25 protein-coding genes are annotated in these 26,234 nt (G+C 70.9%); 8 read left to right on the top strand and 17 right to left on the bottom strand.

The features are described from left to right. Nucleotides 1–24: 24 nt before the first annotated feature. A complete protein-coding gene (locus ACOZ38_RS06095) occupies nt 25–894 on the top strand; it encodes a bile acid:sodium symporter family protein (RefSeq protein ID WP_424529149.1) in 870 nt (289 codons plus the stop codon). Between the two features lie 153 nt (nt 895–1,047). Here the strand turns inward: ACOZ38_RS06095 and ACOZ38_RS06090 are convergent, their stop codons facing one another. The 3 genes from ACOZ38_RS06090 to ACOZ38_RS06080 all read right to left on the bottom strand — a co-directional run bounded on the left by ACOZ38_RS06090 (nt 1,048) and on the right by ACOZ38_RS06080 (nt 3,760). Then, nucleotides 1,048–2,265 carry an NADP-dependent isocitrate dehydrogenase gene (locus ACOZ38_RS06090; protein WP_424529148.1) on the bottom strand — a complete coding sequence of 406 codons (1,218 nt, stop codon included), beginning with the start codon at nt 2,263–2,265 and terminating at the stop codon, nt 1,048–1,050. A gap of 102 nt (nt 2,266–2,367) precedes the next feature. Continuing rightward, nucleotides 2,368–2,652, bottom strand: coding sequence for a DUF3017 domain-containing protein (locus ACOZ38_RS06085; RefSeq protein WP_405144721.1), 285 nt, complete (start codon nt 2,650–2,652; stop codon nt 2,368–2,370). Next, nucleotides 2,639–3,760, bottom strand: coding sequence for a citrate/2-methylcitrate synthase (locus tag ACOZ38_RS06080; RefSeq protein ID WP_424529147.1), 1,122 nt, complete (start codon nt 3,758–3,760; stop codon nt 2,639–2,641). The genes ACOZ38_RS06085 and ACOZ38_RS06080 overlap by 14 nt, the downstream gene beginning before the upstream one ends. Before the next feature lie 182 nt (nt 3,761–3,942). Between ACOZ38_RS06080 and ACOZ38_RS06075 the strand changes: the two genes are divergently transcribed. Together ACOZ38_RS06075 and ACOZ38_RS06070 are read left to right on the top strand one after the other, a co-directional pair. Then, on the top strand, nt 3,943–4,590 hold the full coding sequence (locus ACOZ38_RS06075; RefSeq protein ID WP_358549119.1) for an FHA domain-containing protein: 648 nt from the start codon (nt 3,943–3,945) through the stop codon (nt 4,588–4,590). Nucleotides 4,591–4,744: 154 nt separating this feature from the next. Next, a complete protein-coding gene (locus ACOZ38_RS06070) occupies nt 4,745–5,350 on the top strand; it encodes a Uma2 family endonuclease (RefSeq protein WP_424529146.1) in 606 nt (201 codons plus the stop codon). Nucleotides 5,351–5,459: 109 nt separating this feature from the next. Here ACOZ38_RS06070 and ACOZ38_RS06065 read toward each other — a convergent pair whose 3' ends face one another. Further along, nucleotides 5,460–5,870: a sensor histidine kinase gene (locus tag ACOZ38_RS06065; RefSeq protein WP_424529145.1), complete on the bottom strand. Its 411-nt coding sequence runs from the start codon at nt 5,868–5,870 to the stop codon at nt 5,460–5,462. 361 nt (nt 5,871–6,231) lie between these two features. Here ACOZ38_RS06065 and ACOZ38_RS06060 point away from each other — a divergent pair, with 361 nt between their 5' ends. Next, nucleotides 6,232–9,048, top strand: coding sequence for an ATP-binding protein (locus ACOZ38_RS06060; protein WP_424529144.1), 2,817 nt, complete (start codon nt 6,232–6,234; stop codon nt 9,046–9,048). Between the two features lie 99 nt (nt 9,049–9,147). Here the strand turns inward: ACOZ38_RS06060 and ACOZ38_RS06055 are convergent, their stop codons facing one another. The 6 genes from ACOZ38_RS06055 to ACOZ38_RS06030 all read right to left on the bottom strand — a co-directional run bounded on the left by ACOZ38_RS06055 (nt 9,148) and on the right by ACOZ38_RS06030 (nt 14,973). Further along, nucleotides 9,148–11,376 carry a M4 family metallopeptidase gene (locus tag ACOZ38_RS06055; RefSeq protein ID WP_424529143.1) on the bottom strand — a complete coding sequence of 743 codons (2,229 nt, stop codon included), beginning with the start codon at nt 11,374–11,376 and terminating at the stop codon, nt 9,148–9,150. 384 nt (nt 11,377–11,760) lie between these two features. Further along, nucleotides 11,761–11,922 carry a hypothetical protein gene (locus ACOZ38_RS06050; protein WP_424529142.1) on the bottom strand — a complete coding sequence of 54 codons (162 nt, stop codon included), beginning with the start codon at nt 11,920–11,922 and terminating at the stop codon, nt 11,761–11,763. Nucleotides 11,923–11,927: 5 nt separating this feature from the next. Next, complete coding sequence (locus tag ACOZ38_RS06045) at nt 11,928–12,107, bottom strand: hypothetical protein (RefSeq protein ID WP_424529141.1); 180 nt, start codon at nt 12,105–12,107, stop codon at nt 11,928–11,930. Nucleotides 12,108–12,201: 94 nt separating this feature from the next. Then, a complete protein-coding gene (locus tag ACOZ38_RS06040) occupies nt 12,202–13,248 on the bottom strand; it encodes an ABC transporter substrate-binding protein (RefSeq protein ID WP_424529140.1) in 1,047 nt (348 codons plus the stop codon). 17 nt (nt 13,249–13,265) lie between these two features. Further along, nucleotides 13,266–14,138: an ABC transporter permease gene (locus tag ACOZ38_RS06035; RefSeq protein ID WP_405144709.1), complete on the bottom strand. Its 873-nt coding sequence runs from the start codon at nt 14,136–14,138 to the stop codon at nt 13,266–13,268. Beyond that, nucleotides 14,128–14,973, bottom strand: a complete 846-nt coding sequence (locus ACOZ38_RS06030; RefSeq protein WP_405144707.1) for an ABC transporter ATP-binding protein — start codon at nt 14,971–14,973, stop codon at nt 14,128–14,130. Before ACOZ38_RS06030 ends, ACOZ38_RS06035 begins: the two co-directional genes overlap by 11 nt. Nucleotides 14,974–15,274: 301 nt before the next feature. On the opposite strand from ACOZ38_RS06030, the gene ACOZ38_RS06025 reads away from it, so the two are divergent. Both ACOZ38_RS06025 and ACOZ38_RS06020 read left to right on the top strand, forming a co-directional pair. Beyond that, nucleotides 15,275–16,879, top strand: a complete 1,605-nt coding sequence (locus ACOZ38_RS06025) for a sensor histidine kinase (protein ID WP_405144705.1) — start codon at nt 15,275–15,277, stop codon at nt 16,877–16,879. Then, nucleotides 16,876–17,559: a response regulator gene (locus ACOZ38_RS06020; RefSeq protein WP_405144704.1), complete on the top strand. Its 684-nt coding sequence runs from the start codon at nt 16,876–16,878 to the stop codon at nt 17,557–17,559. Before ACOZ38_RS06025 ends, ACOZ38_RS06020 begins: the two co-directional genes overlap by 4 nt. Here ACOZ38_RS06020 and ACOZ38_RS06015 read toward each other — a convergent pair. From ACOZ38_RS06015 to purN, 6 genes are all read right to left on the bottom strand, one after another. Next, nucleotides 17,556–18,407 (bottom strand): bifunctional methylenetetrahydrofolate dehydrogenase/methenyltetrahydrofolate cyclohydrolase, encoded by an 852-nt coding sequence (locus ACOZ38_RS06015; RefSeq protein WP_424529139.1) that lies wholly within the window; start codon nt 18,405–18,407, stop codon nt 17,556–17,558. The genes ACOZ38_RS06020 and ACOZ38_RS06015 overlap by 4 nt on opposite strands. 66 nt (nt 18,408–18,473) lie before the next feature. Next, on the bottom strand, nt 18,474–19,202 hold the full coding sequence (locus ACOZ38_RS06010; protein ID WP_405144702.1) for a DUF899 domain-containing protein: 729 nt from the start codon (nt 19,200–19,202) through the stop codon (nt 18,474–18,476). Nucleotides 19,203–19,433: 231 nt separating this feature from the next. Next, nucleotides 19,434–20,588 (bottom strand): CU044_5270 family protein, encoded by a 1,155-nt coding sequence (locus ACOZ38_RS06005; protein ID WP_424529138.1) that lies wholly within the window; start codon nt 20,586–20,588, stop codon nt 19,434–19,436. Beyond that, nucleotides 20,585–21,112, bottom strand: coding sequence for an RNA polymerase sigma factor (locus tag ACOZ38_RS06000; protein ID WP_405144699.1), 528 nt, complete (start codon nt 21,110–21,112; stop codon nt 20,585–20,587). Before ACOZ38_RS06000 ends, ACOZ38_RS06005 begins: the two co-directional genes overlap by 4 nt. A gap of 153 nt (nt 21,113–21,265) precedes the next feature. Then, on the bottom strand, nt 21,266–22,816 hold the full coding sequence (gene purH / locus ACOZ38_RS05995; RefSeq protein ID WP_405144698.1) for a bifunctional phosphoribosylaminoimidazolecarboxamide formyltransferase/IMP cyclohydrolase: 1,551 nt from the start codon (nt 22,814–22,816) through the stop codon (nt 21,266–21,268). Continuing rightward, nucleotides 22,813–23,526: a phosphoribosylglycinamide formyltransferase gene (gene purN / locus ACOZ38_RS05990; protein ID WP_424536962.1), complete on the bottom strand. Its 714-nt coding sequence runs from the start codon at nt 23,524–23,526 to the stop codon at nt 22,813–22,815. The genes purH and purN overlap by 4 nt, the downstream gene beginning before the upstream one ends. An 82-nt stretch (nt 23,527–23,608) precedes the next feature. On the opposite strand from purN, the gene ACOZ38_RS05985 reads away from it, so the two are divergent. Next, the gene (locus tag ACOZ38_RS05985; RefSeq protein ID WP_405144697.1) at nt 23,609–24,016 is read left to right on the top strand and encodes a hypothetical protein; all 408 of its coding nucleotides are present in this window, start codon (nt 23,609–23,611) and stop codon (nt 24,014–24,016) included. A gap of 150 nt (nt 24,017–24,166) precedes the next feature. Continuing rightward, a complete protein-coding gene (locus ACOZ38_RS05980; protein WP_424529137.1) occupies nt 24,167–24,463 on the top strand; it encodes a UBP-type zinc finger domain-containing protein in 297 nt (98 codons plus the stop codon). Nucleotides 24,464–24,486: 23 nt separating this feature from the next. On the opposite strand, the gene ACOZ38_RS05975 is transcribed toward ACOZ38_RS05980, so the two are convergent. Beyond that, nucleotides 24,487–26,211, bottom strand: a complete 1,725-nt coding sequence (locus tag ACOZ38_RS05975; RefSeq protein WP_424529136.1) for a DUF6350 family protein — start codon at nt 26,209–26,211, stop codon at nt 24,487–24,489. Nucleotides 26,212–26,234: the final 23 nt, after the last annotated feature.

The raw sequence follows: 26,234 nt of genomic DNA, 5'->3' as shown, positions 1-26,234 counted from the left end.
GGTCGCCGCCCAGGTGGAGGTGTGATGGGCACGCTGCATCTGCTGTTCAACGCGGTCACCGTCGTTTTCATCGTGGCCACCATGTTCGCCGTCGGTCTCGCGGCCACGCTGCCGGCGTTGCGCGCGATCTTCACCAATCCGTCTTTGCTGCTGCGGGCGCTGCTGGCCAACCTGGTGGTCATCCCGCTGCTGGGATGGGGCATCGCCGCGCTGTTCAGCCTGCCCGCAGCGGCGTTCATCGCGCTGGTACTGGTCGCCTCGTCACCAGGTGGACCATTCGGAGCGAAACTCGGCATGGTGCAAAAAGGAGACGTCGTCGCGGGCGCGGCGATGCAGGTGCTGCTCGCCGCCGCCGGCAGCATCACCTTCGGGCTGACCGCCGACGCCATCCTCACCGCGGCCAAGGTCGGCACGGAGATCTCTCTGGACGTCGTGGCACTGGTGCGGACCGTGGCCGTCTTGCAGCTCATCCCGTTCGCCATCGGACTGATCGTGCGCAACTACGCGCCCCCCACGGCGCGATCGTGGCACCCCGCAGCCGAGACGGTGTCGAACGTGACGTTCCTGCTCGTGCTGGCGGGCATGCTGCTGGGCAACTGGCACGACATCGTCGCGCTGGTCGGCTCACGCACCCTGCTGGCGGGGTTCGTCCTCGGCGGGGCCGCTTTCGCCGTCGGCACGGTGCTGGCCACCGGATCACCGGTGCGCCGTACCACCATGGGGGGCGTCGCGGCGGTGCGCAACGAGGGGCCCGCCCTGGCCGCCGTCGGCATCGCCTTCAGCGACACGCCGGCCGTCCTGGGAGCGCTGGCCGCGATACTGCTCAGCGGGCTGGCCGTCGCCGTTCCGATCGCCGCGGTGCTCAGCCACCGACGGGCCGACAGCATCATCTGACCAGTGTCAGGTGATGGTATGGGGCGACACGCCATGGGCCGATCGCGCGCGGCGGTGGACGAAGGTTGAGCGAGGCCTGAGGCCCACAGACGGCCCAGAGAGGCGAACTGGCCTCTACCTGACGGCAAAGCCGCAGGTAGAGGCCAGATTCAACTAGACGCCCATCTTCTTCTTGAGGTTCTCGTCCAGGGCCGCCAGGAAGTCCTGGGTGGTCAGCCACTTGGCGTCGCCGCCGACGATCAGGGCGAGGTCCTTGGTCATCTGGCCGCCCTCGACGGTCTCGATGCAGACCTTCTCCAGCGTCTCGGCGAACGCGGTCACCTCGGGCTGGTTGTCGAGCTTGCCGCGGTGGGCGAGGCCCCGGGTCCACGCGAAGATCGAGGCGATCGGGTTGGTGGAGGTCGGGTTGCCCTTCTGGTGCTCGCGGTAGTGGCGCGTGACCGTGCCGTGCGCGGCCTCCGCCTCGACCGTGCGGCCGTCGGGGGACATGAGCACCGAGGTCATCAGGCCGAGCGAGCCGAAGCCCTGAGCGACCGTGTCGGACTGCACGTCGCCGTCGTAGTTCTTGCACGCCCAGACATAGCCGCCCTCCCACTTCATGGCCGCGGCGACCATGTCGTCGATGAGACGGTGCTCATAGGTGATGCCGGCGGCCTCGAAGTCGGCCTTGAACTCGCTCTCGAAGATCTCGGCGAAGAGGTCCTTGAACCGGCCGTCGTAGGCCTTCAGGATGGTGTTCTTGGTCGACAGGTAGACCGGGTACTTGCGGGCGAGGCCGTAGCGCATGGAGGCGCGCGCGAAGTCGCGGATCGACTCGTCGACGTTGTACATCGCCATGGCGACGCCGCTGCCGGGGAAGTCGTACACGTCGATCTCGATGGGCTCCGAGCCGTCCTTCGGGGTGAAGGTCAGGGTCAGCGTGCCCTCGCCCGGCACCTTGATGTCGGTGGCGCGGTACTGGTCGCCGAAGGCGTGACGGCCGATCACGATGGGCTTGGTCCATCCCGGGACCAGCCTCGGCACGTTCGACATGATGATCGGCTCACGGAAGACGACGCCACCGAGGATGTTGCGGATCGTCCCGTTCGGGGACCGCCACATCTTCTTGAGGCCGAACTCCTCCACCCGGGCCTCGTCGGGGGTGATGGTGGCGCACTTCACACCGACGCCGTGCTCCTTGATGGCGTTGGCGGCGTCGATCGTCACCTGGTCGTCGGTCGCGTCACGGTGCTCGATCCCCAAGTCGTAGTACCTGAGGTCGATGTCGAGGTAGGGCAGGATCAGCTGGTCCTTGATGAACTTCCAGATGATCCGGGTCATCTCGTCGCCGTCGAGTTCGACGACGGGACCCGCTACCTTGATCTTGGGCATGCTTGGGGTTCCCCTTCTTGCAACTTCTTACGACTAGGCTGACCAAACGGTCGTTTTGCGAACGCAATGGCGGGCTGAGGCTACCGGACCGGGCATGGGGGGTTACTGCCTACCCATGAGCCATTGCACGGCGACGCTGAGGGCGACCACGGCCATGACGCCACCGAGCACTCCGTACGTGACGGCGTCGGAGCGCCTGTCACGCACGGCGAGCATGCTCTCGCGGTCGCCGTGCACCAGCAGTCGCAGCACGGCGCCGAAGAGCACCGAGCAGGCGACGATCAATGAGCCCGCCCACGCGGGCAGGCCCATCGCGATCGCGCCGAGGCCGACGGCCGCACCCGCCAGGATCAGCAGGTACGGCCCCCATGCCCTACCGTTCGTCAATCGGTGTCCACTTCTGGTCGCGCTCCCCGATGTACTCGCTGTCCGGGCGGATCAGCCGGTTGTCGGCGTGCTGCTCGATCACGTGGGCGGTCCAGCCGGACATCCTGCTGACGGAGAAGACCGGGGTGAACAGGTCCGTCGGAATGCCGAGGTAGTGGTAGACCGTCGCGGCGTAGAAGTCGACGTTCGGGTACAGCCCCTTCTCCGCGAAGACGACCTCCTCCATCTCCTTTGACATCCGATAGTAGGTGTCGTCCCCGCTCGCCTCGGCCAACTCGCGCGACATCTTGCGCAGGTGAGTCGCGCGCGGGTCCTCGGTCTTGTAGACCCGGTGGCCGAAGCCCATGATCTTCTCGCCGCTCGCGAGCTTGTCGCGTACGGCCTGCGCCACGCCGTCCGCGGGGATGCTCTCCAGGGTGCGCATGACCTGCTCGTTCGCGCCGCCGTGCAGCGGGCCCTTCAGGGTGCCGATCGCCGCCACGATCGCCGAGTGCATGTCCGACAGCGTCGCCGCGCACACGCGGGCGGCGAAGGTCGAGGCGTTCATCGTGTGGTCGGCGTGGAGCACGAGGCACTCGTCGAAGAAGTCGACCTCGGTGCGCTCGGGCATCCGGCCCGTGATCTGCATCAGGAAGTTCGCCGCGACGCTGAGGGACGGGTCGGGGTCGCGCGGGGTGCCGCCGGTGCGCGCGGCGTGGTAGCGCGCGACCAGGATCGGCTGCTGGGCCGTCAGTCGCGCGGCCTTGCGCCGGTTGGCGCCGGACTCGTTGGAGTCCTTGTCCGCGTCCTCGGCGCCGGCCAGGGAGACCAGGCTCCTGAGCGCCTCCATGGGCGCCTGTTTCTCCGCGATCTCGGCGATGTTGGCTTCGACGAGGGCGCCGAGGGCGCGGCCTCGGATCAGTTCCGCTCCGTAGTCGGCCAGCTGCTGACGCGTGGGGAGCGTGCCATGCTGAAGCAGGTGCGCGGTCTCTTCGAAGCTCGTGCGGCCGGCTAGATCGTGGATGTCGTAGCCGCGGTAGAAGAGGCGACCGGCTTTGCCGTCGATGTCGCTCAGCGCTGTAGACGCGGCGACGACATCGGCGAGGCCTTTGGTGGGGTTGTCCGCCATGTGTTATTTCCTCCGCTTATCTTCGTCCGAAGTCTACCTGTGAGCAGGTAAAACCGGCCGAGGAGGTCCAGACCAATTTCTGCAGTGATTCTCGTTATGGCAAAGGCGATTCCCCAACCCCTCGTTTGGGTAAGCCGGAGCTGTAGCGGAAGTAACGGCGGGCTACCTGGGGAGGAACTGCCGTGGAGGGGCCGTTCATACGCGTCGAGGACACCGGTGAGGTGGTCCCGTTGCGCCCCGAGATCACGACGATCGGCCGAGGCCGAGGCGTCGACGTAAGGCTGGCTGATCCAAGCGTGTCACGACTGCACGCCGAGTTCATCCGCCGTGGACCCTACCTGTATGTCGTTGACCTGGGCCTGTCCCGCAACGGCACACGGGTGAACGGCAGGCCGATCGCCCGGAGGGTGCTTGACGACGGCGACGTCGTCTCCTTCGGAGCGGCTCGCTGTCGGGTCGGCGGGGTGCCAAGGGAGGATTTCGCCCCGGAAGTCGAGTTGCGCCGCGCGGCGGCGCCGGAGCTGACCAGGCGAGAGGTCGACGTGCTGACCTCCCTGTGCCGCCCGGCGCTGTCCGACGAGGCGTTCGTGGCGCCCGCGACGGCGCGCGAGATAGCCGACGACCTGGTCGTGACGGAGGCGGCCGTCAAGCAGCACCTGTTGCGGCTCTACCAGAAGTTCCGCATTCCGGAGGGCATCAACCGGCGCACAAGGCTGGCCAACGAGGTCGTCGCCCTCGGCCTGGTCCGCCCCACACCGGTGGTCCCCCCGCAGCGCACCTCGGGGCCGGGCGAGTCCCCGCCCCAGGCGGCCAACCGCCGCGCCTCGTAGTCCCTTGCAGGCCGGCACGTCTGGGCCACGCGAGATCGCGTGGCCCAGACTCTTTGTACCCGCACACCCTCAGGCGGTGGTGCCGGGGCGTTCCGTTCCAGGAGTAGCGGGCAAACTCACTGGAGAGACCGGGTGCAATTGCTAGCGTGAAGCCATGACAGTCGAGGTCCGGAGCCAAAAGATGACAGACCCGCAGCTTCCCGGCTGGATGGTCCCGCCACCGGAGGGTTTCACCGCCGAGGACCTCGATCACCTTCCGGATTTGCCTGCACACACAGAGTTGATAGATGGAAGCTTGGTCTTCGTGAGCCCCCAGAAAGACTTCCACTCTGTGATCATCGATCTGCTCGTCAACGCTCTGCGCCGGTTCACTCCGCGAGAGTTCCGGGTGCGCAGGGAGATGAGCGTCGTACTCGGCCCTCGGCAGCGTCCCGAGCCTGATGTGGTGATCCTCCGAGCCGAAGCCCTCGTGGGGCCTGACGCCACCGCGTACCAGGCGAAAGACGTGCTCCTCATAGTCGAGGTCGTCAGCCCCGATTCCGAGACACGTGATCGGGAGCGGAAGCCGCAGCTCTACGCCGCCGCGAAGATCGAGCACTTCTGGAGGGTCGAGCAGAACGGCGGTAAGGCGACCGTGTACGTCTACGAGCTCGACCCGGCCACCAAGGCCTACGCCCTCATGGGGATTCACCACGACAAGTTGCAGCTCAAGGTCCCGTTCGAGGTCGACATCGACCTGACGGAGATCGAGAGCCTCTGAGGCCGCGCATCGTGCGGCGGCTCGTCAGGCCGGGCACCGCGTGCTCGGCCCCACCTCGCCGGCCGGCCCCGTCTGCGGGCCCGGCGGTTCACCTGCGGGCGTGCCCGGTCTATCTCGGGACGACTCCGGTGATCGTGGTGCCGCCCCGGAGCGTGCTGTTGATCGTCAGCGTGCCGCCCACCTCGGCGAAGTTCGCGCGCATGGCGGTCTGCCCCCGCCCGTCCAACCGGCCGGGACGATCCGCGTACCCGATGCCGTCGTCGCTGACCGTCATCCGCAGACCGCCCGCACCAAGCGTGACCGCGATCGAGACATGCTCGGCACGACTGTGCCGCTCGACGTTGGACAGCGCCTCGACAACGGTCGCGTACACCGCCTGAGCAAGATCGGCCGGCACGGCCTCACCGGGCATCGCCCACACCTCGGCCACGATGCCCGACCGCTCACTCCAGCCGTGAAGATACTCCTCCAGGGACTGGGCGAGGCCCTCACCTCCACGAACGCGAACTTCCTCCGTCATCTCGCCGTCCCCCCTGATCCGCGCCGCCTGAGCCGCCGCGCAATCGTTCCTCCACCTGGGGGTGAACCTAGACGCCGGGACCGGTGCGGGAGATCAGCCTGGATGGTGAGGGGCGGTCCGCCGCCATGATGAGAGACCCGCCATCCGACCGCCCGAGGCCACGCCTTCTCATCTGGTTCTACAGCCAGATGTCTGGTGGTCATTCGGCTCATCGGAGCCGGTACGGGCCGGGTGGCGTGCGACCGAGTGGGTGGGTTGACCCCATACGCAACACGGCTGTAACGCTCAAGGGTTGACCTTGGGCGGAGGTACGTGGATAACTGTCCCGGGGGATCCCGCAATCCGTACCCTGGAGCTGTGGATGAGCATCGTGCCCTCGCCCGCACTTGTCGGACGCGCCTCTGAGCTGCGGGCTCTGATCGACGCGATGACCCGTCCACCGGCGGTGGTGCTGGTGGAGGGCGAAGCGGGCATAGGAAAGACCCGGCTCGTCCGCGCCGCGCTCGGCCGCCTCCCGTCCGGCGACCGGGCCGTCCTGCTCGGCTACTGCCACCAGATCCGCGAGCCCTTCCCGTACGGCCCGGTGTTCGAGGCGCTGCGGGACATCAGGGGACGTCTCCCGGCGGCCCAGGCGCTGAACCCCGTCACCGGCGCGCTCCAGGGCTACCTTCCCGAGCTGGCCGACGCGCTGCCGCCCTCACCGCAGCCCCTTGAGGATCCACGCGCGGAACGGCACCGGGTGTTCCGCGCGATACGCGCGCTGCTCGCGGCCGTCGGGCCGGCCGTGCTCGTCATCGAGGACCTGCACTGGGCCGACGACGGCACCCGCGATCTGCTGCGTTTCCTGAGCGGCCAGCCGCCCGAGGGGCTGGCGATCGTGGCGACCTACCGGCGGGAGAACCTCGGCACGGCCGGGTCGCCCCTGGGCCTGGCCTACCGGCATCAGCCGGACACGACCAACGTGGTCGTGCCGCTGGCACCACTCGACGTCTCCGACGTGGGAAGCCTGGCCGGCGCGCTGCTGGACCGATCCGATCTGTCCTCCGGGTTCGTCGCCCGCCTGCACGACCGCACGGCGGGCATCCCGTTCGTCGTGGAGGAGGTGGTCAGGTCCCTGCACGACGCGGAGGAGCCCGACGCGCTCGACCGCGCCGGGGTGCCCCTGCTGCTGCGCGAGGCCATGGCCGAGCGGATGGCAGGCCTGTCAGCGGCGGCGGTGGGCGCGGTGCAGGCGGCCGCGGTGCTGCGGCTCCCCGCGGGCGAGCAGCTGATCACCGCCGTCGGCGGCCATTCCGCCGGGCTGGGCGAGGCGCTGCGTGCCGGGGTGCTGCACGAGCATCCCGGCGGCCGGTACGGCTTCCGCCACGCGCTGGCCCAGCAGGCCGTGTACGACGCCATCCCGGGGCCCGACCGCAGATCGGCGCACGATCGGGCGATGCGGGCGCTGGAAGCGGTGGACTCCCCGCCTCAAGTGCAGCTCGCGTTCCACGCCAGGCAGGCCGGCGACACCGACGCCTGGCTGCGGCACGGCACGTCCGCCGCCCAGCGGGCCGCCTCCCTCGGCGACACCGCCCTGGCCGTCGAGATCATCGAGGGCATGCTCGACGATCCCGGCCTGCCGGCGCCCGACCGGGGACCGCTCGCGCTGATGCTGAGCAGGTTCGCGGCGACGGGGCTCTCCCACCAGCGGGTGGTACGGCTCCTGCGCCACGTCCTGCGCGACGACTTCCTCTCTCCCGACGCGCGTGGCGAGGCGCGGCTCAACCTCGGCGTCGTACTGTCCAACCAGGCGGGCGACACCGCCGCGGGAAGGCCCGAGATCAGGGCCGCCCTCGCCGAGCTGAGCGACCGGCCGACGCTGGCCGCGCGGGGCTGGGCCAGCCTCGCGCTGCCGGGCTGGGGCACCGAGTCGCTGGAGCGGCACGAGGAGTGGATGGCCCGCGCCGAGGCCCTCGTCGCCACCGCCGACAACCCCGAGCTGGCGGCGGCGGTCCAGGCCAACCGGGCCTCGTTCGAGATGACGATCGGCTCCCCCGACGCCTTCGCCGTGGCGGCCAAGCTGCCGGTCGCCGACCCGCGCACGGCGGTCCGGCGGGAGGCCGCGCGGGCGTACGCGAACCTGCACGACTCTGCGACCAGCCTGGGGCTTTACGCCGCGGCCGAGAAGTTCGCCGAGGAGGGCAGGCAGCTCGCCGTGGAGAGCGGCGCGCAGTACCCCGCCTATCTCCTGGACGTCTCGACGATCCGCAGGGACTGGCTGACCGGGCGGTGGGACGGGCTCCGCGACCGGGCGGCGTCCCTCGGAGAGCTGGCCACCGAGACCCCGCTGATCGCGGTGGACGTCTGGCTGGTGCTGGGGATGCTCGCCCTGGCGACGGGTGAGTGGGACGAGGCCATCAAGCACTTCCACGGCGCGGGCCTGGACGCGCCGGATGCCCGGTACGTCCCGATCGTGACGGCCGCCGCCGGGGGGCTGATCGATCTGCACCTCGCGCGAGGCGCCCTGGACAGCGCGGTCGCGGAGGCCGAGCGGGCGGTCGCCCGGCTGCGCCGCAAGGGCGTGTGGGTGTGGGGCGCGTACCTGGTCCCGTCCGCCGTCACCGCACTGGCCTGGGACGGGCGTCTGAAGGCGGCGGCCGATCTGGTCGCCGAGTACGCCGCCGGCATCGCGGGCCGCATCGCGCCCACCGCGCACGCCGCCCTCGACCTCGCGCGGGGCGCGCTGGCCGCCGCCGAGCGGCGGCACGCCGAGGCGATCGGGTTCTTCGCCCGTGCCCGCGAGGCGTACGCCGCGCTGCCCCAGCCGTACGCCGCGGCGCGGGCGGGCGAGGGTGAGGCCCGCGCGCGGCTCTCCCTCGGCGACGCCGGCGCCGCGGCGGGCTTCACCGAGCTGGCGGAGCGGTTCGGCCGGCTCGGCGCCACCCACGACGCCGCCCGGTGCAGGCGGGTGCTGCGGGACATCGGCGTGGAGTTCCAGTTACCGCGCGGCCGGAAGGCGGACGCGGGCGTGCTGTCACAGCGTGAGAGGGAGGTGGCCAGGCTCGTGGCCCTCGGGCGTACCAACCGCGAGATCGCCGACGTGCTGTTCCTGTCGACGCGGACGGTCGAGAGCCACGTCGCCACCGTCCTGCGCAAGCTCGGCGTGCGGTCGCGTACCCAGGTCGCCCCGCCCGCCTGAACCTCTTCGCCCGTACGGGGCAAGGACGCCGTACGCCCGGACAACGGCGAACCCCCGGGACCAAGGGGTGGTGGTCCCGGGGGTTCGTCCAGCCGTCGCTCAGACCGTGATGGTCCACGAGTCGAGGTAGCCGGTGTCCAAGGTGTACTGGTCGGTGACCTCAAGGGTCCACGTGCCCGCCGCCGTCTGGGTGACCGGAACCGAGTAGGCCCGGGTACCGAAGGACGTGCAGCTGATGCCGCCGCTGGACTTGACCGTGTAGAGGGTGCCGCTCGGGCCCTTGAGCCTGATCCGGAGGTCCTCGGCGCAGGTGTGGGAGATGGTCACACTGAGCTTGACCGGGGAGACGGCGTTACCGGTCGCGGTCGAGGTGATCGGGCTGTTGATCGTCGACAGGTCGTTGATCGTGTAGTCGGTGCCGTTGGTGAACGTGCGCCCGCCGGAGGTGCCCGACACGGTCAGCGTGTACGCCGCCGTGTGGGTGGCGCCCGAGCCGGTGCCCGTCACCGTGATCGTGTAGGTGCCGGAAGGCGTCGACGAGCTGGTGCTGATGGTGAGGGTGGCGGAGCCGCCCGAGGTCACCGAGGTGGGGCTGAAGCTCGCGGTCGCTCCCGAGGGCAGCCCGGAGGCGCTGAGGGAGACGGTCTGCGCGCTACCCGCGGTGGTCGTCGTGCCGACCGTGGCGGTGGTCGCGGAGCCCGGAGCCACCGTACCCGCTGTGGGGCTCAGCGACAGGGAGAAGTCGTTGCTGGAGGAGCTGCAGGAGGCCTCGCCCGACTGCACCGGGACGCTGACCGCGTTCCAGGCCGCCTTGACGGCCGCGCACTCGGGGCTGCTGGCGCCGTAGAGCTCGACCGCCGCCGCCAGGGACGCCGTGCGGATGTTGGCGTACTTCCAGGTGGAGGTCTTCCGCTGGAGGGCGCCCATGTAGATCTTGCCGGCCTTCTGGATGGTGATGCCGGTCACCGAGGAGGGGCCGCCGGAGCAGATCGGGCTGCTCGGCTTGCCGCCACCGGGCGCGGAGCCCTCGGCGAGCAGGTAGAACCAGTGGTTCAGCGGACCGGCGGCGGAGTGCACCTCGGTGCTCGGGATCGAGGTCGACCAGCAGTTGGGGTCCCCTGCGAGGGACGGGTTGTACATGTAGCGGATCGGCCCCTGGCCGACGAGGTTGACCTCCTCGCCCACCTGGTAGTCCGGCGGGTCGTTCGGGTTGTTGGCGTAGTGCTCGGTCAGCGACCCGAAGATGTCGCCCGTGGCCTCGTTGATGCCGCCGTTCTCGTTGCCGGAGCCGGCGCCGCCCGGGGTGGTCTGGAAGATGGCGTGGCCGAACTCGTGGGCCACCACGTCGATCGGCGTGGCCTGGCGGGCGTTGTCCTGCGAGTGCCCGAAGTTCGTGTAGCTGCCGTTCCAGTACGCGTTGACGTCGGCCAGGCCCACGCGGGTCGGGAAGCCGCCGCCGCTGCCGTTGATGCCGCTGCGGCCGAGCCAGGAACCCAGCATGTCCCACTCGCGCTGGACACCGTAGAGGGCGTCCACGCAGGCGGTCTCCAGGTTCGTGCCGCTGCCGTTGCCCCAGGCGTCGTCGGTGCCGGTGTACGCCGTGCCGCCCTGGCCGCCACAGCGCAGGCCGCTGCGGGTGGAGTCGGTCATCGAGTACGAGGTGCCGGAGCCGCTCGTGTTGATGGTGACCGTGCCGTAGTAGTAGCCGTTGCCGGTGCCCGCCCTGACGTCGTCGTAGGAGTCGGCGATCTCGCCGGTGCTCGCGTCGACGAACACGTGCTGGATGCTCGGCTTGCCGGCGGAGATGCCGGAGACCTTCGCCTCCCACGCGAGACGCGGCTTGCCGCCCCAGGTCAGGACGACCAGGCGCGGGGCGGCGCTGTCGTCGGTCCGGTCCAGCTTGCTCTTCGCCGTCTCGGTGGCGGCCTCGGCGGTCACCGTCGGCGTGGTCGCCACGCCCTGGGTGGTGGCCCCGGTGGCCGACGCGGTGTCGCGCACGCGCCCGTTGGCGTCGGTGATCACGACCGCGTCGCCGCCGACCACGGGCAGGCCCTTGTAGGCGCGCTCGTAGGTGACGTAGTACATGCCCGCGCCCGCCGTCACGGCGGTGCGCTTGTACGTCTCGTTCGGGCTGACGCGCAGCCTGTCCAGCCCGCTCGCGACGGCCTGGTCGGCGGCCGCCGCGGCGCGCTGCGACGGGTCGGCGGCGAGGGACTGCACCTTGCCGTCGCTGCCGGGGGGCGGCTTGGCCGCGGCCGCGGTGGCGGGGACCACCACGCCTGCCATTGCCAGGGCAGCGGTCGCTGCGAGTAGTGCCTTGCGCCTCATGGGCGTCTTTTCCTTTCTCTGCCTCCCACGCCGCGTCGCGCGTTGTTCGCGGGCAGCGGCGGTCGCGCCGCCGAGAGTCGCTCGGCAGCGGACACGGTGGGATTAGGGGGGTGATGAGAGAAACGAATGGTGCTTCTCGACCGTTGTGGCGCCGAGACGGGCGGCCACTTCATCCGGCGATGATGTCGCCTACGGCGGGAAGCGGCGGCTATGGCGGGAGGTCGGGAGAGGTCACTTCGCGGCGCTCCTTTGTGTGCGGACCGGACGAACCGGTCTGACGTGACGCTAGGTCCGCAGTCAGGAGTTGAACATCCGTAGTGGCATCCGTATATGTACGTAAAAAAGGCGATGAATCAGGACTCGCGCCTCGAAGACGCGGTGGATTCAGCCGGTCTTGACGGCCCTGACGTACCGGGCGATGTAGGTGAGCAGGTCGACGGTGCCCTTCTCGCCCTCCACGTCCGGCGAGGAGGGCGCGTCCTCCTCGCCCATGGCCCCGCCGGGCCGGAAGCCGCGCGTGGTGTCGTCGTTCGCTTCGTGGGACACCGCCGTCACCCGCGGACTCGCGGAAGGTCGCAGACCTCATCGGCCATCGTGCGAGCGTCCTTGGCCTCGTACAGCAGGAAGCCCGCCGGCGGCCGGGTCGTGGCCGAAGCCGCCACGGCCCGGCCGCCGCCGAGTCCCACCATGGCGGCGGCTCCCGCCACCACCATCACCATCCGGCGCGTCATCGGCTCCCCCATCAACTGGCTGTTGTCAGGTTGGACGGAGCCTCCGCCAATTTTGTTTAGATATTTCCGGGCATCTTCCTGGCCATCCGGTGGGTCAGCCGGTCTTGGCCGCCTTGACGAACTCCGTGGTGTACGTCTTGGACAGGTCGATGGTGTCCTTCTTGCCCTTCACGTTCGGCGAGAAGGAGCTGAGCACCTCGAGCACGTTCTTGGCGCCCTCCTCGTCCATGACCCCGTCGGGGCGGAAGATGCTCTTGGTGTCGTTGATCGCCTTGGTGTAGAGCGCGGGGTCTCCACCGGCGTACTCCTTGGGCATCTTGGCGGCGATGTCCTCGGCGGAGTGCTCGTTGATGTACTTCAGGGTCTTCACGAAGGCGTTGGCGAGCTTCTGCACGGTCTGCTTGTTGCTCTGGACCCAGGCGCAGTCCATGTACAGCGAGCTGGCGGGGTACAGGCCGCCGAGCGCCGCCCTCGTGCCCTCCTCCGTGCGCATGTCGATGATGACCTTGCCCTTGCCCGACGAGGTGAGCTGGGCGGCGGTGGGGTCGGTGGTCATGCCCGCGTCGATGCCGCCGTTCTCGATGGCGGCGATGAAGGTCGGGCCCGCGCCCGCCTTCACCCGCGTGACGTCCTCGGTCGCGAGCCCGCTCTTCACGGCCAGCGCCTGGGTCAGGAAGTCGGTGGACGAGCCGGGGCTCGTGATGCCGAGCCGCTTGCCCTTGAAGTCCGCCGGAGTCTTGATCTTGTCCGCCTGGGCGGTGGAGACGACCTCGACCTCTCCTGGCACGTCGGCGAACTGCACGACGCTCTGGATGCACTTGCCCTTGGTCTGCAGGTCGATCGTGTGGTCGTAGAACCCGACGACGCCCTGGACGTCGCCGCTGATCAGGACGTTCTCGGCCTGCGCGCCCGACGGCTCGGTGAGCAGCTGGACGTCGACGCCCTCCTGCTTGAAGTAGCCGAGCTGCTCGGTCAGCTTGGGCGGCAGGTAGATGACCTTGTCGATGCCGCCGATCATGATCTTGACCTGGGGGGCGCCGTCGGCGGTGGTAGCCGTACGGGAGTCGCCGCAGCCGGTGGCGGCGACGGCCACCGCCAGGCCGGCGGCGGTGGTGACGAGGAGACGGGAGGTGGCTTTCATCGGGGGAGTGGCTCCGATCAGATCTGTGCGGTGGCGATGGACGGCGGACGCCAGGCGAGGAGCCGGCGTTCGAGAAGGGTGAGCAGCCACTCGGCGAGCAGTGCCATGACCGTGATGATGATCATTCCGGCGTAGATCCCGGCCGAGTCGAAGGTGCCCTGGGCGTGGTTGATCAGCAGGCCGAGGCCCTTGTCGGCGCCGGTGTACTCGCCGACGATCGCGCCGATCAGCGCGAACCCGAAGGCCACGTGCAGGCTGGCGAGGATCCACGAGGTGGCGCTCGGCAGGACGATCGTGGTGAGGATCTGCCGGGGGCCGGCGCCCAGGATGCGGGCGTTGTCGATGAGGGTCTTGTCCACCTCGCGCGCGCCCTGGAAGGCGTTGAAGAAGACGGCGAAGAAGACGAGGACCACGGCGGTGGCGACCTTGGAGGACATGCCGAGGCCGAACCAGATCACGAAGAGCGACGCGAGCACGATGCGCGGGATCGCGTTCGCGGCCTTGATGAACGGCGCGCAGACCTCGGCGAGGAAGCGGCCCCTGCCGAGCAGGACGCCGAGCACCACCCCGGCGAGCGAGCCGATCACGAACCCGATGACCGCCTCCTCCAGGGTCACCGCCATCTGCTCCCAGATCGACCCGAACGCCGTGCCGGAGGTGAACCAGTCGACGATCCGGCCCCAGATGGCGCTCGGCTTGGAGTAGTAGAACGGATCGAGGAAGGTGCTGGCGGACAGCTCCCAGCTGCCCAGCCACAGCACGATCAGCAGCACCCGCGTGGCGGTGATCTTGGGGGCGCGCACCCAGCCGGGGCGGCGCGGCCCGGCACCCCGCCGCTCCGCGACGGCGGCCGGCGCGGCGGCGACGGGGGTCTGGACGTCAGGCGACACGGCCGGCTCCTCGGGTACGGGTGATCTCGACCTCTTCGCGCAGCGAGTCCCAGACCTCGCGGTAGACGGCGAGGAACGACTCCTCCAGCCGGATCTCCTCGACGCGGCGCGGGCGTTCGAGATTCACCGGGATGACGTTCTTGGTCGTGGCGGGGGCGGCGGTCATGACGACGACCGTGTCCGCCAGGGCGATCGCCTCGGTCAGGTCGTGGGTGACGAAGACCACGGCGGCCCCCGTACCGGACCACAGGTCGAGCAGCAGGTCCTGCATGTGCTCGCGCGTCTGCACGTCGAGGGCGCTGAACGGCTCGTCCATGAGCAGGATCGATGGCTCGTTGATCAGCGTCTGGGCCAGGGCGACCCGCTTGCGCATGCCGCCGGAGAGCTGGTGCGGGTAGTACCGCTCGAAGCCCGCGAGCCCGACCTTCGCGACCCATTCCGTGGCCTGCTCGCGCGCCTCCTTCTTCGCCACGCCCCGGTAGCGGGGCCCGGCGGCGACGTTGTCGAGCACGGACCGCCATGGGAGGACCGCGTCCTGCTGGAACATGTAGCCCAGCCCGTCCGGGATGCCGGTCACGGCCCTGCCCTGGACGAGCACCTCGCCCGCGCTGGCGGGCGCGAGGCCCGAGATCATCGAGAGGCTGGTGGACTTCCCGCAGCCGGTGGGCCCGACGACGCTCACGAACTCGCCGCTCCGCACGGTCAGGGTCATGTCCCGGGCGGCGGTGTAGTCGCGGCCGTCGCGGGTCGGGAAGCGCTTGGTGACGCCGCGCAGTTCGATCGCGGGGTTGGACGCCGGGGTGGTGGCCTCCGCTGAGGGGCCCGGGCTGGTCATGGCGTTCGACTCCTTCCGGATTCGCGTAGGTGGTCAGATCGGTGATCGAGCGCCCGAGCGGGAACCGGCTCAGAACTGGACGCGGTGACGGACGCCGCGGTAACGAGCAGGGTCCGTCGCGTGACATACCTCGGAAACATCGGCCTGATAATCAGTAGGGGGTAAGGCGTTCCACGGAACGTAGGGCGGTGTGACCGGCCTCACTAGGCTTGTGCCAGTTGAATGAGCAATGCGCGTAGTTCGCGTTTTGCGCATTTAGCTCAGGCCTCCATACGCCTTGCACGCAGGTATCGTGCTTGCCATGTCCTGGCCCGGTAAGAGGCCCCGTCTGCGCTTCGCGACACAGGCCCTGCTCGTCCAGGTCGCCGTGCTTCTGCTGATCTTGGGGAGCGGCTTCGCGCTGGTGGCCTACCTGCTCCACGCGGAGCTGGAGAAGCAGTACGAGGAGCGAGCGCTCGCCGTCGCGCGCTCGGTCGCGGCGGACGCCCAGATAGTCCAGGAGGTCGCGGCCCACGACCGCTCGGGCGACGTCCAGCGGCGCGCCGAGGCCGCGCGGCGCCGTACGGGCGTGCTGTTCGTGGTCGTCGCCGACGATCACGGCATCCGCTACTCCCACCCCGACACCAGCCGCCTCGGCAAGCGGGTCAGCACCGAGCCCGAGGCCCTGAGCGGCCACGAGATCGTCACCTTCGAGCGCGGCACGCTGGGGTTGTCGGCCCGGGGCAAGGTCCCCCTGCTCAACGGCACGGGCCGCGTGATCGGCCAGGTGAGCGTCGGCATCGCGGCGGGCGAGGTGTCCCGGCGCATCGGCGACCTGATGCGCCCCGCCGCCGGGTTCACCGGCCTCGCCCTCGCGCTCGGCGTCGCGGCCGCCGCCGGGCTCGCCCGCCGCCTCAAGCGCCAGACGCTCGGGCTGGAGCCGACCGACCTCGCCGACCTGCTCCGCGAGCGCGAGGCCGTGCTGCACGGCATCGACGAGGGCGTGCTGGCCGCCGACCCAGCGGGACGCATCACCATCTGCAACGACGCGGCGGCCCGGCTCATCGGCGGCCGGCCCGTGCAGGGCTCCCTGGTCGCGGACGCCGGCCTGCCGCCCGGCCTGCGCACCCTGCTGGCCGGGCGCACCAGCGCGCGGGGCGTGCTGGTGGCCACCGAGGAGCGCATGCTCGTCGTCACCGCCGCGCCCGTACGCCGCAGCGACCGCGACCTCGGCCACGTGCTCACCATGCGCGACCGCACCGACCTGGACGCGATGGCCCGCGAGCTGGACGTGGTGCGGGCGCTGTCCGACGCCCTGCGGGCCCAGGCCCACGAGTACACCAACCGCCTGCACACGGTGTCCGGCCTGCTCAGCCTGGGTCACCGCGACGAGGCGATCGCCTACCTGCGGGAACTGGCCGAGGACCCCCTGGCCACCGAGTACGGCGACGCCGGGCGGCTGCGCGACCCGTACATCCGGGGGCTGCTCGCCGCCAAGACGGCCGTGGCCTCCGAGCGGGGGGTCGACCTGCGCCTGAGCGCCGACTCGTTCGTCCCCGCCCAGCTCAGGGCGCCGCTGGACGTCGTCACGATCCTCGGCAACCTCGTCGACAACGCCACGGCCGCCGCCCAGGCCGGGTCGCGGCGTCCCGCCTGGGTGGAGGTGTCCCTGCTCGCCGAGGCCGACATCCTGCACATGGTCGTGGTCGACAGCGGCGACGGCGTGCCGCCGGAGGCCGTGGACCGGCTGTTCGACCAGGACTTCACCACCGCCGCCGACGACGCCCGGCCGCACGGCGTCGGCCTCGCGCTCGCCCGGCGGCTGACCCGCCGCCACTGCGGCGAGCTGTCCCTCACCCGCGCCTCGGGCGCCGACTGCGGGGCGGTCTTCGTGACCCGGCTCCCCGGCGCCGTCCACCCGCCATGATCCGCGTTCTGGTCGTCGACGACGACTTCCGGGTGGCGGATCTGCACGCGCGCTACGTGGGGCGGGTGCCGGGGTTCGAGGTCGCCGGCGTCGCCCGCACCGCCGCGGAGGCCGTCGAGCTGGCCGAGCGCCTGCGCCCCCACCTGGCGCTCCTGGACCAGTACCTCCCGGACGCCTCTGGCACCTCCATCGCCCCGCGCCTCGGATGCGACGTCATCATGCTGACCGCCGCCGCCGAGCGGGCCGTCGTACGCGAGGCGCTGCGCCGGGGGGTCGTGAACTACCTGGTCAAGCCGTTCTCCGAGGCCGAGCTTGCCGAGCGGCTGCGCGCGTACGCGCGGTTCCACGGGCAGCTCGGCGGCGACCACGCCCTCGACCAGTCGGAGATCGACCGCGCCGTACGGGTGCTGCACGAGGGCGACCGCGTGGAGGCGGCGATCCGCAAGGGACGTTCGAGCCAGACGGCGCGGCTGGTCATCGACGCCGTGCGCGACGCGGGCGAGCCCGTGACCGCCACGGACGTCGCCTCTCAGCTCGGCCTCTCACGCGCCACGGCCCAGCGCTACCTCTCGGACCTCGCGGCCGACGGCCGGATCACCGTCGCCCTGCGCTACGGCACCACCGGACGCCCCGAGCACCTCTACCGCTGGCCCACCTCACCCCCCGGGACGAGGAGCTAGCGGGCGCGGCGTTCGGCGGCCTCGACGACGTTGGTGAGGAGCATCGCGCGGGTCATCGGGCCCACGCCGCCGGGGTTCGGGGCGACGAAGCCGGCGACCTCGCGCACGCCCGGGGCGACGTCGCCCGCGAGCTTGCCGTCGACGCGGGAGACGCCGACGTCGAGGACGGCGGCGCCGGGCTTCACCATCTCGGGGGTGATCAGCCCGGGGACCCCGGCGGCGGCCACGACGATGTCGGCCTCGCGCACGCGGGAGGGGAGGTCGTGGGTGCCGGTGTGGCAGAGGGTAACGGTGGCGTTCTCGGTGCGGCGGGTGAGCAGCAGTCCGAGCGGGCGGCCGACGGTGATGCCCCGCCCGATGACGGTGACGTCGGCGCCCTTGATCTGCACGCCGTACTCCTGCAGGAGCACCACGATGCCGCGCGGCGTGCACGGGAGCGGGGCGTCGACCATGTGCACGAGGCGGCCGAGGTTGACCGGGTGCAGGCCGTCGGCGTCCTTCGACGGGTCCATGCGCTCGATCAGCGACTGGGTGTCGAGGTGGCGGGGCAGCGGGAGCTGCACGATGTAGCCGGTGCAGGCGGGATCGGCGTTGAGCTCGTCGATCGCCGCCTCCACCTCGGCCTGGGTGGCGGTCTCTGGAAGATCCTTGCGGATCGAGGCGATGCCGACCTCCGCGCAGTCGCGGTGCTTGCCCGCGACGTAGATCTGGCTGCCCGGGTCGTCGCCGACCAGGATCGTGCCGAGACCCGGAGTGATGCCCTGGGCGGCGAGCCGGCTCACCCGCTCGGCCAGATCGCCCTTGATCTTCGCCGCGGTGGCCTTGCCGTCGAGAATCTGCGCGCTCACAACTCGCCATCCTCCCATGCCGCCCCCTCAGATCGCGCTCTGAGGGGGCAGGGCACGGGCCCGGGCTCAGTGGTGGTGGCAGGCGGCGGCCGGCTCGTCGTACTGGTCGTGGTGGGGGAACTCGTTGACGTACTTCTGCCGGCCGAGCGGCGTCAGGTCGAGGTAGTTGTAGGTGTTGAGCAGGACCTCGGGCCCGCGCCCGTACGTCGAGTAGGTGTGGAAGACGCGGTCGCCGTCCCTGAGGAAGACGCTCAGGGCGTGCCCGTCCCCCTGCGTGAAGAACTGCATGCCCTTGCTCTCAAGGGCGGCCTTGTCCATGTAGTTGTACTCCACCGGAGCCACGGACTCGTCGTTGCTCGCGTGGAAGTCGTAGTTGAAGTCGCTGCCCTCGGAGGAGTACCACGGCACGGTCCAGCCCATGCGCTTCCTGAATCGCTCGATGCTCGCCAGCGGCGCCCGGGAGACCAGCGCCAGCGAGGTGTCACAGCTGTGCAGGTGCCGCAGGTCGCCGGCGTTGTCGACGAGGAACGAGCAGCTCGTGCACCCCTGGTCGGTGTCGTGCATCCACATGAAGTGGTAGACCATGAGCTGGCGGCGTCCGTCGAACAGGTCGAGCAGGCTCGCTTCGCCGTCCGGCCCCGTGAGCACGTACTCCTTGTCGATCTCGACCATGGGCAGCGCGCGGCGCTCGGCGTTGAGGGCGTCGCGGGCGCGGGTGGCCTCCTTCTCCTTCACGAGCAGCGCTTCGCGGGCCTTCCGCCATTCGTCGCGTGACGTGATCGTCGGCAGTTCCACGGGTTCTCCTTCGGACGTGAGTCGAACGGCACCATCTGCACGGGTAGACCCGGCGGCGAGCGGAAATTCGTCGCCGCCACGGTCTTAAGGTAGACCGGCCGTCACACGCCCTAGGGGTACCCCTGAAACGGACGCCCCCGGCCATGTCCGCGGACAGGCACGGGGGCGGTACCGCGCACTACGGCTTCACTGGGACCCTTGTCCGCTCCGGCTTCTCGGGACCCTCGGCGACTACGGCTTCTCCGGGGCCTTGTCGGTCCAGGAGGCCTCCGTCGTGGCCTCCCACCAGATCGGCGTGCCCGGCTCGGCCCAGGCGTACCCGCCGGTCGGCCGCACCGCCACGATCTGGTCGGTCAGCAGGATGCCGGTCTCCGGGTCGATGACGAGCTGCCGCTCGAACCCACCGCCCGACCAGTTCTCGGGGCGCGCGATGCCCTGCCCGGTGCGGCCGAGCGTGTCGGTCACCTCGCCCAGCGACCGCACGCCGTCCAGCCCGGCGAGCACCTTGTACGCGGCGGCACGGACGGCGGGCTTCACCGGCATGTCACGCAGCAGCCCCGAGGTCACCTGGTAGAGCCAGGAGTCCGCGTCCTGCGGGTCGTCCGACTCGGTGCCGTGGCCCGCGTAGCCCTGGAGCAGCCGCTGCTTCAGGGCCGCCGCCGTGGTGGGCAGCGCCTGGAGGTCGGCCACCGACACGTTCTTGCCCGCCAGCTCGAAGACCTTGTCCCCGATGTTGATCGGGTTGCCGAACGGCCTGCCGGGCGTGGAGTCCAGCTCCATCCGCCCGAGGGCGTTCTTGTCGTCCGCCTTCGGCTCGGGGACCTCCACCGACCACTTCGTCGGCGAGCCGTCGCGCGCCCAGGCGTCCTCCGCCCCCTTGGCGGGCCTGGTGCCGAGGTTGCGGTCCACGAACCAGCTCTCCCCCTCAGGCGACCTGGCGATCCACAGCCGGTGAGAGGTCGTGGAGTGCACCAGGTAGCGAGCTCGGGTGCCCGCTTCGTTGGCGACCCCGATCACGCTGTCGACGTACCAGTACGCTCCGGTCGCCGCGGGCGCCCTGAGCGACGAGTCTGCCGCGGCGAGCAGGATCTGCTTGGCGGAGAGCCGGACGACCGGAGCCGCGCTCGTGGCGGCCGGGGCGGCCTCCGCGCGGGAGGGGGCGCGCGGCGTCGTGCCACCGGTTCCGGAGACCGCGACGGCGACGGCCGTGACGGTGGCCGCGCCGGCCAGGGCCAGGCCTCCCCACACCGGCTTGGCGATCGTACGGGCGCGCACGGTCCTGGCCCGCGCCATGGCGTACGAGAGCTCGGCGGCCCTGGTGCCCTCGTCCACAGGGGTGTCGAGATGCGCGGGGCGCGCGGCCCGCAGCTGGTCCATCGGGTTCATGACCACTCCTCACTGAGGTTCCGCACCCGGGACCGGGACACCGTGACCGGCGACGCCTCCATGGCGCGCACCAGCCGCCTGCGCGCGCGGTGCAGCCGCACGCGGAAGGCCGCGGGAGAGCAGCCGACGACGCGGGCGGCGTCGCGCGGGCTGAGGCCCTGCCAGGCGACCAGGATCAGGACCTCGCGGTCGTCCTCGGGCAGCGAGGCGAGCGCCGTGACGACGGCCATGCGCTCGGCCACCTGCTCGGCGTGGTCGCCCTCGGTCCAGGCCCGCAGCTCGCTCGCGAGCGACTCGCGTTTGATCTCCGCGCGGATGTTGTCCCGCAGCACGTTGCGGGCCACGCCGAGCAGCCACGGCAGCGCCGGGTCCGGCACGTCGTCGAACCTGCGCCAGGCGATCGCGAACGTCTCGCTCACCACCTCGTCGGCGACCTGCCGGCCCGCTCGGCTGACCACATAAGCCCACACGCGCTGCCGGCATTCGTCGTACATGCTGGTGAACCGCCGAGACTCGTCCGTCACCGCCCGCCCCCTTTGTCCCAGATGTTCGTCTTCTGACACTGGGAAGTGGACGCAGAGCCCCCCTTGTTACCGAGGTGTCCAAGATTGTTCCAAGGGGCGGGAGATCCGCGCCCCCTGGAGCGGCCGGTCACGCGCCTTTCGTCAGTGGAATCATCAGTGGAAGAAGTGGCGGGTGCCGGTGAAGTAGAGGGTGATGCCGGCCTTGGAGGCGGCCTCGATGACCTCCTCGTCGCGGATCGACCCACCGGGCTCGACGACCGCCTTCACCCCGGCGTCGATGAGCACCTGGAGCCCGTCGGCGAAGGGGAAGAACGCGTCGGAGGCCGCCACGGCCCCCCGCGCGCGGTCGCCGGCGCGCGACACGGCCAGGTGGGCCGAGTCGACGCGGTTGACCTGGCCCATGCCCACGCCCACCGTGGCGCCGTCGTGCGCGAGAAGGATCGCGTTGGACTTCACCGAGCGGCAGGACTTCCACGCGAACGCCAGGTCCGCGAGGGTCTCGGGCGAGGCCGCGTCGCCCGCCCTGAGCTCCCAGGTGGACGGGTCGTCGCCGGGGGCGTCCACCCTGTCGACGGTCTGCACGAGCAGCCCGCCGTCGATGCGGCGGAACTCGGCGGGGTTGGACGGGCCGGCGGGGCAGCGCAGCAGCCGGATGTTCTTCTTCTTGGTCAGCACGGCCAGCGCCTCGGGGGCGAACGAGGGCGCCACGACCACCTCGGTGAAGATCGGGGCGATCTGCTCGGCCAGCTCCCCGGTCACCTCGCCGTTGACCGCGATCACGCCGCCGTACGCCGACACCGGGTCGCACTCGTGCGCCTTGCGGTGGGCCTCGGCCACGTCGGCGCCGACCGCGAGCCCGCACGGGTTGGCGTGCTTGATGATCGCGACGGCGGGCTCGGAGAAGTCCCACGCGGCCCGCCAGGCGGCGTCCGCGTCGACGTAGTTGTTGTAGGACATCTCCTTGCCGTGCAGCTGCTCGGCGTTCGCGAGGCCGTCCTGGCCGCCGGAGTACAGCGCGGCGCCCTGGTGGGGGTTCTCGCCGTACCTGAGCACGGCCCTGCGCTTCCAGGCCGCGCCCATGAAGGACGGCCAGGCGGCCTCCTCCTCGTCCGTCGCGTAGACGCCGGCGAACCACGAGGCCACGGCCGTGTCGTACGACGCGGTGGTCGCGTAGGCCTGGGCGGCGAGGCGGCGGCGCTGGGGCTCGGTGAAGCCGCCCTCCTCGATCGCCCTAAGCACGTCGCCGTACCCGCGCGGGTCGACGACCACGGCGACCGTGCCGTGGTTCTTGGCCGCCGCCCTGATCATGGCGGGCCCGCCGATGTCGATCTGCTCCACGCACTCGGGCGCGGACGCCCCGGAGGCCACCGTCTCCTGGAAGGGATACAGGTTGACCACGACCAGCTCGAACGGCTCGATCTCCAGCTCTTCGAGCTGCTTGACGTGGGAGGGGTTCGAGCCGTCGGCCAGCAGGCCCGCGTGCACCCTCGGGTGCAGGGTCTTGACCCGGCCGCCGAGGCACTCGGGAAAGCCGGTCAGCGACTCGACCGGGGTGACCGGCACGCCGAACGAGGCGATCTTCGACGCCGTGCCCCCCGTGGACACGATCTCGACGCCCGCGGCGTCCAGGGCCCGGGCGAGCTCCTCCAGCCCGGACTTGTCATAAACCGTGATCAGCGCGCGCCGGATGGCGATGCGGGTCACTTCGTGCTCCTCCCTGTTTCCGGGACGTCCAGGACTCCTGGACCGGCCGGAGATTGCGACTGGCTCAGAGAAACCGGCTCGGCCGGAGCTCCCGGCACCGGGTCGGGATCCGGGCCCAGGCGGACGTGACGTCCCGTCACGGTCCAGCCTTCCCGGGCCATGCGGCCCACCACCTCGACGAGCAGGCGGCGTTCGACGGTCTTGATGCGCTCGTGGAGCGCGTCCTCGTCGTCGCCGTCACGCACGGCCACCGCCTCCTGGGCGATGACCGGGCCGGTGTCCACGCCCGCGTCAACGAGGTGGACCGTGCACCCGGTCACGCGCACCCCGTACGCGAGGGCCTCGGCGACCGCGTGCGCGCCCGGGAACGACGGCAGCAGGGCAGGATGGGTGTTGACGACCGGGAAGGCGTTGAGCACCTCGGGGCCGAGGATCTTCATGAATCCCGCCGAGACGACGAGGTCGGGATCATGGGAGGCGATCTCCGTACGGAGGGCCTGGTCCCAGGCCGCTCGCGACGGGTGGTCGGCCAGCTTGACGACGAAGGCCGGGAGGCCCGCGCGGCGCGCGCGGGCGAGACCCTCGATGCCGTCGCGGTCGGCGCCGACGGCCACGACGCGGGCGCCGTATGCGTCAGCAGCGGCGGCATCCATCAGGGCCTGTAGGTTGGTCCCCGAACCGGAGACGAGGACAACGAGCCGAGCCGACAGGGCTGCACTCCTTCGGGGCGACGTTGACGGGTACGGCTGTCAGCGTATCGGCCCGCCCGCTCCATGACGCAGAGGAGGTCAGGTGCTACCACCCGCGGAGGCTTCGGGGGTCGAGGTCGGGCGCCGGGCGCTGCTGATTTCCATAGGCGCGCTGGCGTTGACACTGCTGGTCCCCGTGATGGGCCTGGCTCTGGGCGTGTTCTCGATCATCGTGTGCTTCCGGGCGTGGCGGACGCAGTCCGCGAAGCGCCTGCCCGTGGTCATGCCCATAGTCGGGTCGCTGATCTCGATCGTCTCGATCGTCATGGCGGCGTCGGTGACGTGGTTCCAGATGTACTTCAGCGCCGAGCTCACCGCCTACACCGAGTGCATGAAGGGCGCGGGCACGGCGACCTCCCAGCAGGCGTGCGTGAACGGGCTCGAACAGGCGATGGAGCGCAGGCTCCCGTTCATCCCAAAGGGCAGTCTGCGGCTTCCCTTCGCTCCATAAATCGTCGGATCGGGCGGCCGTCGTGACGGCCGCTTCGGCCTTTAGATGGAGATATTCCGATAATGAGCCTCGGCGTCCCGCCGGGGAGGGAGACCGCTCCGGGTCGGCCACGCGACCCGTGCGATGCCCCGTGAAGCTCAAGGAGAACCCGTGAACGCCTGCACGCACCTCGGCCTCATCCGCGACGTCGAGCCGCACACCCCCCTCGGCTGCGAGGAGTGCCTTGCGACGGGGTCGCGGTGGGTCCACCTGCGCACCTGCCTGACCTGCGGGCACGTCGGCTGCTGCGACTCCTCGCCCAACCGGCACGCGTCCCGGCACTACGCCACCATCGGGCATCCGATCGCCGAGTCGTTCGAGCCCGGCGAGAACTGGGCGTGGTGCTACCCGGACGAGATCCTTTTCGAGCCGTCTCCCAGCGGCGAGGGATCACGCTCCCACGTTTAGCACGCCCCAGGACACGACCACCGTCAGGGATCGCGGTCCCACGCGTACGGATCGACGTAGATGATGTGACCGCCGCGGTCGTCGGACTCGTCCACGATGTCGCGGCGCGGCGGGCGGGGCTCCTCGCGCTTCCCGTCGGCCCGGCCCTTCGCGGCGGCGGGCCTCGTTCCCGCCGGCCCCTTCTTGGCCGGGCCCTTCCCCGTGACGGGACCCTTGCCCGCGGGGGTCTTCCCGGGGGCGGGCTCGAAGGTCTCGGCGGCGGCGGAGGCGTGCTCGTCGGCCCAGTCGGCGCGGATCACCGGGATGGGCTGGGTGTCGGCCTCGGTGGCGTCCATCCAGTGGCCGGGAAGCCGTCCGGTGGCGGGCGGAGTGGACAGCTTGACCTTGCTCGCCACCTTGACGATGGCGTCCCCGGCCTTGCGAACCGGGGCCGGGGCGGGCACGCGGGCGCCGTGGAACACCAGCCACCAGTTGGCCAGCCCGGCGGAGATGCCGGCGGCGACGCCGACCTCCAGGGCGACCGACAGCGCGACCTCCCAGGCGGAGGGCCCCACGGCCGACAGGCGCGCCCCGCCGAGCGGGCCGCCCGCGAGCGCCGCGAGCATCCCGGCCGACAGGCCGGTGGCGAGCCCGCAGACGAACCCCCAGAGCGGCGCGGACTCGAAGTGCGGGGTCGGCGCGATGCGCGCGACGACCACCCCCGCGACCGCCCCTGCCAGGAAGGGGATCGCGAGCACCCCCATGATCCACGGAGAGGTGACCCCCGAGTCGGGCAGCCCGCCGAGGATCGGCAGGGACGGCACGGTGCCGAGCTGGACGCCGGTGGGCGCGACGAGGGTGCCGGTGCCGAGGGCGAACCCCGGCCCGCTGATGTACGCCACACCCCAGATCACGAAGTTGATGAGGTAGAGCGCCTCCACGAGCAGCAGGAGCAGCCCGCCGATGAACCCCGGCGCCAGCAGCTCCGACAGCCGCTGGATCTGCCCGAAGTTCATCACGACGGCCACGAGCACGAGCACGAGCCCGGCGGCGAGCATCGTCGAGAGGGCGACGGCCGTGCCGACGACCACCGACCTCGCGCGCTCGGGAAGCAGCCGGAGCATCGAGCGCCAGGGGCCGATGGTGCGCGCCGTCGCCAGCGACCCGGCGACGAACGCCAGCACGAGGTGGCTCAGCAGGGCCTCCCCCACGAACGGCTGCGTCACGTTGTTCTGGGCGACCAGCGCGATCACCCCGGCGAGCAGGGCGTACGGCGCGGCCAGCGAGATGCCCGCCTGCGCGATCAGCACGAGCTGGGCGCGACGCCGGGCGTTGGCCAGGTCCTTGGTGCTTCCCTTCGGCAGCCGGGCGGGCAGCCGGAGCCGCAGGTCGGCGTCCCGCGCCATCCAGATCGCCGCGCGGTACAGCAGGGCGGCGGGCAGCACCATCAGGCCGAGGGGCAGCAGGCCGACCCGCCCGCCGGGGATGGCGAACCCGGCATGGTGCGCGGCCAGCCACACCTGGCAGGCCGCCCTGAACACCCCGGGAAGCCCCTGACCGAAGGCCCCTCGGGGCGCGGCGATCCACCCGATGAGGGTGAGCGTGGTCAGGACGGCGAGGCCGACGCCCAGCGTGGCGGCGGCGGCGAGCATGCCGGAGACGGGCAGCGGACGGCGGGCCTCGTCGTCGTCACTCCCGCTCCCGGCGAGCGGGATGCGGCTGAGCACGGTGCGGGGGGCCGCCCGGAGCTGGTCGAGAAGGGCCGTCACAGTAGTCGATGTTCTCAGCATGT

The organism is Sphaerisporangium viridialbum, assembly GCF_049674955.1.
GTDB lineage: Bacteria > Actinomycetota > Actinomycetes > Streptosporangiales > Streptosporangiaceae > Sphaerisporangium > Sphaerisporangium viridialbum.
This window is presented reverse-complemented; position numbering and strand designations above follow the sequence as displayed.